Origin of the sequence: Kurthia populi (genome assembly GCF_042686175.1) — a bacterium.
GTDB classification, from domain to species: Bacteria; Bacillota; Bacilli; order Bacillales_A; family Planococcaceae; genus Kurthia; species Kurthia populi.
The window spans coordinates 23,366-30,288 of record NZ_JBHUOR010000122.1; the positions used below are offsets into that span (position 1 = coordinate 23,366).

Annotated in this window: 5 protein-coding genes; 4 read left to right on the forward strand and 1 reads right to left on the reverse strand. The window is 34.8% G+C overall.

Going from position 1 to position 6,923, the window contains the following annotated elements; translation table 11 throughout:
• Window positions 1-184 precede the first annotated feature (184 nt).
• The 3 genes from ACFSY7_RS14095 to ACFSY7_RS14105 all read left to right on the forward strand — a co-directional run bounded on the left by ACFSY7_RS14095 (window position 185) and on the right by ACFSY7_RS14105 (window position 2,079).
• Window positions 185-742, forward strand: coding sequence for a thiamine phosphate synthase (locus tag ACFSY7_RS14095; RefSeq protein ID WP_380148264.1), 558 nt, complete (start codon window positions 185-187; stop codon window positions 740-742).
• A 99-nt stretch (window positions 743-841) separates the two neighbouring features.
• Window positions 842-1,525 (forward strand): metal-binding protein, encoded by a 684-nt coding sequence (locus tag ACFSY7_RS14100; RefSeq protein WP_139993420.1) that lies wholly within the window; start codon window positions 842-844, stop codon window positions 1,523-1,525.
• Window positions 1,526-1,665: 140 nt separating this feature from the next.
• The gene (locus tag ACFSY7_RS14105; RefSeq protein WP_139993422.1) at window positions 1,666-2,079 is read left to right on the forward strand and encodes a hypothetical protein; all 414 of its coding nucleotides are present in this window, start codon (window positions 1,666-1,668) and stop codon (window positions 2,077-2,079) included.
• Between the two features lie 161 nt (window positions 2,080-2,240).
• Here ACFSY7_RS14105 and ACFSY7_RS14110 read toward each other — a convergent pair whose 3' ends face one another.
• The gene (locus ACFSY7_RS14110; protein ID WP_380148265.1) at window positions 2,241-3,578 is read right to left on the reverse strand and encodes a glycosyltransferase; all 1,338 of its coding nucleotides are present in this window, start codon (window positions 3,576-3,578) and stop codon (window positions 2,241-2,243) included.
• 403 nt (window positions 3,579-3,981) lie between these two features.
• Between ACFSY7_RS14110 and ACFSY7_RS14115 the strand changes: the two genes are divergently transcribed.
• A complete protein-coding gene (locus ACFSY7_RS14115; protein WP_380148266.1) occupies window positions 3,982-6,432 on the forward strand; it encodes a collagen-binding domain-containing protein in 2,451 nt (816 codons plus the stop codon).
• Window positions 6,433-6,923: the final 491 nt, after the last annotated feature.

Consider the following 6,923-nt stretch of genomic DNA (forward strand, 5'->3'; position numbering starts at 1 on the left):
AACTTCGACAGTATAACAGAATAATAAGACAGTTACGTTTTATTTTTGTAACAAAACAATCTCAAAATGTTAGGTTAATATGACAAAGATGTCTATAAAGTCAAAAAAGTAACAAAAAATAGTTTGACTTTTCAGAACTTTTTAGCTATATTAACACCACATTTAGTGAGGAGTGATGGATAATTTGAAAGTATTTGCTGTTATTCCAGATGGACTTTCTGGTGGAAAAGTAGAAGAAATTGTTGAGGCGATTATTGCCCGAATTGATGAATTTGATTATGTTTGTATTCGTCAACAACGACATAGTGAGACGTTACTGCGTTATTTTTTAACGTGTAATGTAAGTAAAGAAAAAATTATTTTGTATGGCAATATTGAATTAGCCATAAACTACGATGTAGCAGGGGTTCATTTCCTAGCACATGATAATCGCTTAGCTACTTTTAAACAGCACTACCCACATAAATTAGCAGGGCAATCCATTCATTCGATGGCTGAGTTAGATGCTGCCTCGATAGCAGATTACTTTGTAGTAGGGCCTATTTATCAATCCTTTTCACACCCATATAAAAAGCAGATTGGTGAAAAATTATTACAGACGATTTGTGAACGCACGACAGTACCGGTGATTGCGATTGGCGGTATGACAAAAGAAAAAGGGATGTCGTTAGAAGGGACTGGAGTAGCGGGCATGGCTGTGTCGACTTCTTTTTTCAACATGGATGATTGCGGAGAAATGTAAAATACATAAATTTTTTGAAAAACACATACGAACATATGTTCAAAACGTTAGGTAAGAGGTATAATAGTAATAAATCTATAAGTAGAGAGTGTGTTGACAGTGTCTTCAGGAAAAACACATGACCGCGTTAATAGTATATTTATTACGCTTCTCGTGTTGGTATTATTTTTTTACAATTTGATAAATGATGTCAGCATCCTTTATTTTGTATTAGGCTTTATGGTTGGGACGTTTTATTTAGGTCCTGATTTAGATTTACGAAGTAACTTATACTATCGTTGGGGTGCGCTCCGTTTTATTTGGCATCCATATCAAAACATACTAGCGCATCGTTCTGTTTGGAGTCATTTTCCACTAATTAGTGATATCATTCGTTATATTTGGATTGGTATGATGTATAGCGTATTCTTCTTATCACCATACATCATTTCGAAATATATTTTAGAAACGATGCAATATATGAATGCGACGTATTTGTTGTTAACGATAGGGGTTTTATTATACGTTACCGCAACTAAAAAGAAATTACCTAAAAAATATCGTAAAAAACGTCTTCATATTGATTTTGGTAGCGTCGTTCTTTTGTTATTTATTCTAAACAGTGTGTATGTATTAATGAATGGACATCCATTTTTTATGGAATTAAAAGATCATGAATTAGCGCAAGAATTGGAACGTTTATGGGACCCCTTTAGCATTTTCTTTTTAGGGAATGTTTTAGCAACAACGTTACATTCATTACTAGATATGTTGTCATCAGGTGTTAAAAAACTTAAAAAATAACGAGTAGGTGAATGAAAATCTCGTTTTAATCAATAATTTATTTGATTTTTCGAAAAATAGACAAAAAATAGACATATTTGATGAAAAAATTATTTTTTTAGACGATAATAAAGGTAACAGCATTTGAAGGAGTGATGATAATGATAAAAGAAAATCTATTAGATGTATGTATCGATAATATGATGTTGACAAGAATGGCAGCGGAGATGAGCGAACAAGCTTATCATGAGAAAATTGCTGAAGTGGCTCATCATGAATTTGCACATGGAATTTATACGGGTGTGCAGTATGATACGTTGAAACATAGTTATTTATCTGTCATTGCACCAGATCGTAAGGGCGCTATTGAAAAAATGATGAGTTTACCGATTATGAGAAATCATCAACTGCAAACGATGAAATTACAAGATAGCTTTGGTTATGATATGCTACATTACACAGTAGAGAATGGCTGGAACGAAATTATTACACCACCAGAAATGGCGCGTGCCGTTGAATTTCACGCACTTTATGAAGAATGCTGGTATGCACTACAAGCAGCCTGTATTTCATAAATAGTATATAAAAAGAGGCTGGGACATACATGTAGAAATCACCTCTCATATGAGCATAAGAAAAAACGGAATCGCGCTGTGGCGCGGTTCCGTTTTTTCGTTGCGAACGCTAAAAAAGGAAAATGACGTGTTTTGTCCCAGTCTCTTTTCTTATAGCTTTTTTAGCTTTCTAAATTCTGTAATAAAGCTTTCCAATCATGTGCCACTTTGGCGCCATCAAAGCGTTTTGCAGCTTCATAAGCATTGTGACTCATCTGCTCTAAAATAGCTTGGTTTTCAAACAAGGTGATTAAGGCATTTGCCATCATTTCTTCATCATCTAATGGACATAACACCCCGTTTTCGCCAGATGTAATCATATCACTTGGCCCGTAATCAATATCATAACTAATAACAGGAACCCCATGTGCAATACATTCAAGTGTAAAGAGTGAAAAACCTTCCACTTTACTTGTTAAAATACCGATTTGTGTACGATTATAAATAGCTTCTACACTATCTACAAAGTCATGAATGAAAATATTATTAGATGCGTTTAATTCACGAATTAAACCCAGCATTTTATCTCGCTGATCGCCGCGTCCATATAAATGGAATGTCGCAGTCGGGAATTCTTGTAATACTTGATGGAAAATACGAATTGCCGCAAGTGGCTGTTTTTCATCGGCGAAGCGAGCTAGATAAGCTACTGAATACGGCGTACGTTGCGAGAATGGCACACGAGCAGGTAATGTTTCGAGCGCATGTGGAATAACGTATTGATTGTCATGATGACCAAGACGTTCTTTTACATGATGCCGTTGTTTTTCAGTTAAGTAAACAACGGCATCTGGGCGATCAATATCATTTAAAACGTCGCGATAGTTCGAATTCCACTGACCCGTCATATAATCGTTCCCCGTTTTTAAATGCGAGCTATGGAATAGTGAAATGATTTTTAGATTTGGACGCTGCCAATTTTTTAAAATTGGATAATAAGGTAAGCTGCGGTCGATAAAGCAGTAATGTACTGACTCTTCATCGAATAGTTGTTTTAACCAATAAGTAATTAACTCTTGTTCTGTGTGACAAGTGAAGTACGTACGACCATCTGGTTTAACAAGATGAATGTCCGTTAGCTGCGGCTTATCATCACCTGAGAAGTATTTATAAATGCACGGTGTACCATTTTTACAAAAATACTGTTCCATAATTAGCTTTTCAGTTGTCGGATGTAAAACTTCCACTTTACTCATATAACCATTGGCGTCGTACCATTCACGGCGTATTTTTTTACCAAATTTATTGAAATAATTGATAAATTTTTGACGTCCATCTGGATTATAAACATGATACTCTATCTTTTCTCCTAATTCATTGCGTACGCGAACATCATTTGTTCCTGCTATTGATTCGTAAGACCAAGTGCTGTTTTTCTCTTTTGGTATAATTTCTTGCAATTTATCATCTGTCTGTTGGAAAAATTCATACATATTAATGATTTTTGTCGTAGTATTCATTAGCTTTTCATTATACAAAGTGTCTTTTCTCGCTGTTAAATGCTCATTATATAGCGTTGTTAGCATAATTGGCTGTAAACCTAAATATTCATTAAATAGTTTGCTTCGAAGTAATGAAGCATTCTCGACTCCTGTGCGAATATAATTAAAGTTAATGTTTAGAAAGTAGTACTTTTTATTCATTTTAGAAATCCTTTCATTATTTATTTATTTATTTATGGGCAATAATTGGCTATTTTTTCTGAGAATAAACTTAAAATGTAAATTTTTTGTGAAATTTAAATATAATTTCTTAAATTATTTTAAAAATAGAGTATAATGAACTATAATTGTAAAAGTAATTATACAATTAATATTTAGCAATAATAGGAAAATAAAAAGAGAAAATGAGGTAAGAAGAATTATGAATAAGTCATTATATCGTGCATCAACAGCTGTATTAGCATTAACAGCTATTACAAACAGTCTAGGACCTGTAACTGCTTCTGCTGCAGAAACGCCAGTAACTGTAAATGCAGCAACACAGGAGCAAGCTCCACAACAAACACCAACAGAAGTACCTGCTACAGCACCAGTAGCGGAAGCAACTGAAGCTTCACCAGAAACTATAACAGAAACTTCTCAACAGTCAACTACACCAGTAGAATCACCAGCTACAGAAGCGCCAGCAACTGAAGAGACAACTGAGGTTCCAGCGCCAGTCGCAGCAGAAACTCAACAACCAGCAGCAGTACAGCAAGCACCAACAACAGCAAAATCAAATGTACAAAAGGCTGTTGAAAATACAAAACAAAACAACGTACAAGAAAATGTAGAAAAAGCGACAGCTAAAACGAACACAACTGCTGTAAACCGTACAGCAAAAGCAGCAGTAAGTGCCAAAGCAGTACCTACAACAATTCCTGCATCAGGCGACGTGAAACAAGATATTAAAGAAAAAGTAAATAAAGATGTTGATAATAATTTATTAGGTATTGCACAAAACTTCCATATTTTTGCGAATGAAGCAAACTTAAAAACGCATACAAATGGTAATGTTGCAATTGGGAAATTGACAGGTGCAAATGCAAACTTTGGTACAAGTATTAAAGAAGCCGTTCCATATCAAAATACAATTAGTGATATTTCGTATATTCAATCAATTGCTACAGATGCTAAATTAAGCGGTGGAACGGGTGTAGCACAAAGAGATACATTATTAGTATTAGGAGAAAATGTTCCAGTAACTGCTGAAAATGACGGACGTTTTGTAATTAATGAAAGTGATCCAATAGGTAATATTAAAAATGTTCAAAAAGATGCAGCGGGCACAACGTATATTAATTTCGAAAATGAATTCAATACTCTTCGTGCAGTTTCAAAAAGTCTAGCTTCAGGTGACATTGCATCTGCAGAAGTATATAAAGGTAAGACTGATAACCAAGGAAATTTCCAAGTAGATAATGATTATGTTTTAGATTTAGATACATTAGAAGCAGATGATAATAAACGTATTGTCTTAAACTTAGATGCAGCAGATTTAATTCATCAGGGTACTTTTAAAGTGAAAAATATTCCTAATGATGCAACGGTTGTTATTAATGTAGTGTCGGATAAAGTTGGCACATCAATGATTGTGGACAGCGAAATTAAATTAGAATATAAAGATGGCACAACACGCTCTGTTCAAGAAACAGAAAACTTCACCGATTCAACGTTATTGTGGAACTTTGGCGCATACGCTGGTCTAATTACGCTAAATAAAGCATGGCAAGGAACAATTTTAGCGACAAAGGCTTCTTTAGGTGGCGATTCAAATATTGATGGTTCAATCATCGTTAATAAATTCTTAGGTGCTGGTGAAACGCACCGTTGGGATTTCCAAGGAACAACAACACCTGGCGATGACACAAATCCAGGTTCAGAGTCAGATTCAGAATCAACAAGTGAAGACTCAACATCTGATTCGGCATCAGAATCAACAAGTGAAGGTTCAGATTCAGATTCAACATCAGAATCAACAAGTGAAGGTTCAGATTCAACATCAGAGTCAACAAGTGAAGGCTCAGATTCAGATTCAACATCAGAGTCAACAAGTGACGGTTCAGATTCAGATTCAACATCAGATTCAACAAGTGAAGACTCAACATCTGATTCAACATCAGAATCAGAAACTTCTACAACGGTTGTGCCACCAGTAGATGGCGGAACAGATGATACGACAAGTGATTCAGATTCAGAGTCAACATCTACTTCTGACTCAACAAGCGAAGATTCAACATCTGATTCAACATCAGACTCAACAAGTGACGGTTCAGACTCTGATTCAACATCAACGTCAGAATCGACAAGCGAAGATTCAACATCTGATTCAACATCAGAATCAGAAACTTCTACAACGGTTGTGCCACCAGTAGATGGCGGAACAGATGATACGACAAGTGATCCAGATTCAGAGTCAACATCAGAATCAGAAAGCACAAACAACACACCTACTGATGATCGTGAAGATGATCCAGAGGAAGGTTCAGAAAACAACAATGGTTACGGATCTAATGATGGTAACTTCGGTTCGAATGGTTCTAATACAAATGGCGCGGATAGCGGTCAATCAGGTAACACTAGTAACAACAGTTCAAACGGTGTAGATGGCAACTTAGCGAATAACGGTTCAAATGGCAACCAAACAGTAGCAGCTAACAATGCAAACACATATGCAAATGGCAATGCTTCTGCGAATGGTGCACAAGGTTCAACTGATGCAACGGGCTTACCACAAACTGGTGATGGCACAACGGCAGCAGCTGGTCTTGGTTTAGGCGCATTATTTGCAGGTGCAATGGCATTAATCGCTGCACGCCGTAAAAAGAAATAAAATCATGTAATTTAATTAAGTCAAAAAGAGTCTTTTGCACAGCTATGTGTAGAAGACTCTTTTTTGTTAATCGATTTTTAGACAACATTAAAAAAATAATAATAAATATCGGATTTTTATAAATTTTGACAAATATGTGATGAGGAAATGTATTTTTTGAAAAATAATAGCTATTTATTATCAATATATGTGTTAATTGCATTTAATCGAGCTTTTTAATTTGTTAATCGCTCTTTTATGAATAAAAATTGTTTTAAATGTTTGTAATATGCTCTTTTTCGATTTTTGAACTTTGATTGGATAGAATGAAAGAAATTAGGACTAAATAAATCTAATCGCAATATTATTATATCTATTTAATTATGTGGTTTTTTATATAAATAGTATTTTTTGTTGACGAATTGTAATATTAAGTGCACCACTCAAAATAAATAAAAAAAGACCCATTCAATATGAGCCTGTATAATTAAAGTTCCTACACCAAAATCAAC